Genomic DNA, 2,557 nt, shown 5'->3' with positions numbered 1-2,557 from the left:
CGCTGTTGCAGATGATCCGCGCGGCTGGGTTCGAGCCGCCGGAAGCGCCGCGTGTTCGGCATCGACGACTCGGCTTGGCCCATGGGGCAGCGCTACGGAAACGATCATCTGCGATCTTGAGCGTGGCTGGAACACCATCCTGGTATCGAGGTCATCGCGCGCGATCGTGTACTGCTGAGCCCTGCAAATGCCCGGGACATTGTTGCTCATACGCGATCACCCTATGCCCAAATAATATTAGACGCGCAATAGTTTTTGGACCACTCTCTTGAACCACTGCTTGAGAAGCAGCGTTTCAAGTTTCCTTGTGGAAACGCAAAAGTCTGACAAGTGCTCCCGCCTAGGAGGTGGCGGCGTCACCGGTGCGGCGGCCGTCACAAGGAGCGGGAGGTCTCGGAGGATTTACGGAGAAAACGGCTGCGACCTGCGCCTTCGCCAGGGATGCGCACGCCCTCTCGAGGCGGCCGGCAATCGAAACCGCACATCGAAACCGTACTGTGGCACGGCGCCGTTAAAAATCAAGACAACAACGAACAATGGCAATCGGGAGATTTCTATGCCTAAGGGGAATAAACGATCGGCTGGTTTCCAGTCCAGCCAGATTTCTCGCCGCGAACTCCTAGCTAGCGTGGCCGCCTCGGCTGCACTGGCTAGCGTCGGCTCCGTCCTGCTGAAGCCCGGGCATGCCAATGCGGCCGAACCGACCAAGGGCGGATTCATGAAATTCGGCGTGGGGGGTGGGTCCCAGAGCGACACGCTCGATCCGGCTACATGGCCCAGTACATTCGCACTTGCAGCGCTCGGCGGGTCAATGTGCAATAATTTGACAGAAATCCTCCCAGACGGCTCGGTGGTGCCGGATTTGGCCGAGAGCTTTGAACCTTCGGAGGGCGCTACCAAGTGGGTGTTCAAACTCCGCAAAGGCTCTACTTTCCACAACGGCAAAGACGTCACCCCTGCGGACATCATCGCATCTGTGCGACACCACATGGGTGAGGGAACCAACTCAGGCGCGAAGGCCATGCTGGCCCAGGTTGGTTCAGTCGAGGCTGATGGAAAAGACGCTGTCACCTTTGAACTGAAAAGCGGCGTAGCAGACTTCCCATACCTGCTCTCCGACTTCCACCTGCCGATCATGCCGGCAAAGGCCGAGGGCGGTCTGGACTGGACTGCGAAGGTCGGTACAGGACCTTTCCTGCTTGAGCAATTCGAGCCGGGCGTAAGCGCGAAGCTAAAACGCAATCCGAACTATTACAAGGAAGGCAAGCCATATCTTGACGAGGTCGAGTTCATGGTCATCGCGGACGCCGTTGCCCTCACCAATGCACTTGTTACTGACGAGGTGCAATTTATGGAAGGTGTCGATATCAAGACTCTCAACATGTTGAAACGCAATCCCGACATCGCGCTGCAGCTCGTACCTAGCGCCGGTCATGATTCGTTCGACATGAACACGCAGGTGGCGCCGTTCGATAACAAAGATGTTCGCCTGGCACTCAAATACGCCATCAATCGAGAGGAGATCATAGAGAAGATCTTTTTTGGTACAGCGAAACTTGGCAACGATAACCCATTGGGGCCATCGATGCCCTTTGCCGTTGATCCGCAGCCGCAACATGCCTACAATATCGAAAAAGCGAAGGAGCACTTGAAGAAGGCGGGATACGAAACGCTGAAGATAGACCTGTCGGTAGCTCCTTCGTCTGCCACAGGGGCCGTAGAGGCCGCCTCTCTGTTCAAGGAGCAAGCCGCCAAGGCCGGCATCGAAATCAATCTGGTACTTGAGGCCAACGACGGCTATTGGGACAAGGTATGTCTAAAGAAACCGTTCGCTTCCGCCGAATATTTCGGCCGTGCAACTGCCGACTGGCTCTTCACCCAATTTTATCAGACGGGCGCTGATTGGAATCCAACCCATTTCAGCAACAAGCGATTCGATGAGCTCTTGGTCGCAGCCCGCGGCGAAACCGACCAAGCCAAGCGCGGTTCCCAATACGCGGAAATGCAGCAGATTTTGCACGACGAAGGTGGCGCGATTGTGTATGCCTTCTTAAACTATACCAATGCGGTCTCCAAAAAGGTTGGTTTCAACAAAGTCGGCGGTGTATTTCCGCTGGACAATGGGCGTGCGTCTGAGCGCTGGTGGTTGACTGCATAGTTTGGAAACCGAACGATTGCGCGAGCGCCTGATTCTTCAGGCGCTCATCACCTTGGCGCGTTTCTTCCTTGGAACTCGGCTCAATGCCGATTGTTAACACGCCACGTAAGGGCATGCGATACAACGTCTTCGGCGGTGGCTCCGCAGGTCGTTGCACGCTGCGCGCTACATCATTGGGCAAACGTCCAATCTCGGATATCTTTGCGGCTGACATCTGCCTGCCGACCGACATCGACGGCTACGATTGTACCGCATCTCAATGTCCCTGCGATAGTGACTACCTGACTACTCGGAAGGCCGAAGAAATGATCCTCCTCAACTTAAAGATGATACCGCCTCTTATCCGAACGATCATCTCTCGACTGCTCCTCGGCGTTCTGACGCTGGCTGCTGTCTCGG

2 protein-coding genes are annotated in these 2,557 nt (G+C 56.0%); both read left to right on the top strand.

Annotated features, from left to right (window positions below; translation table 11 throughout):
• The first annotated feature begins 556 nt into the window (after window positions 1-556).
• Window positions 557-2,158, top strand: coding sequence for an ABC transporter substrate-binding protein (locus tag EN749_RS33985; protein WP_128364818.1), 1,602 nt, complete (start codon window positions 557-559; stop codon window positions 2,156-2,158).
• 83 nt (window positions 2,159-2,241) lie between these two features.
• Window positions 2,242-2,557, top strand: a 316-nt coding sequence (locus EN749_RS38335; RefSeq protein WP_210214752.1) for a hypothetical protein, incomplete at its 3' end; no start/stop codon positions are given.

This window comes from Mesorhizobium sp. M7A.F.Ca.ET.027.02.1.1, from assembly GCF_004022985.1.
Taxonomy (GTDB): Bacteria; Pseudomonadota; Alphaproteobacteria; order Rhizobiales; family Rhizobiaceae; genus Mesorhizobium.
Note: the sequence above shows the minus strand (reverse complement) of the source record. Positions and strands in the feature narration are given on the sequence as shown.

Bases quoted from the DNA above. Each gene is read 5' to 3' on its own strand.
- EN749_RS33985 (WP_128364818.1), top strand. From the start codon at position 557: ATGCCTAAGGGGAATAAACGATCGGCTGGTTTCCAGTCCAGCCAGATT.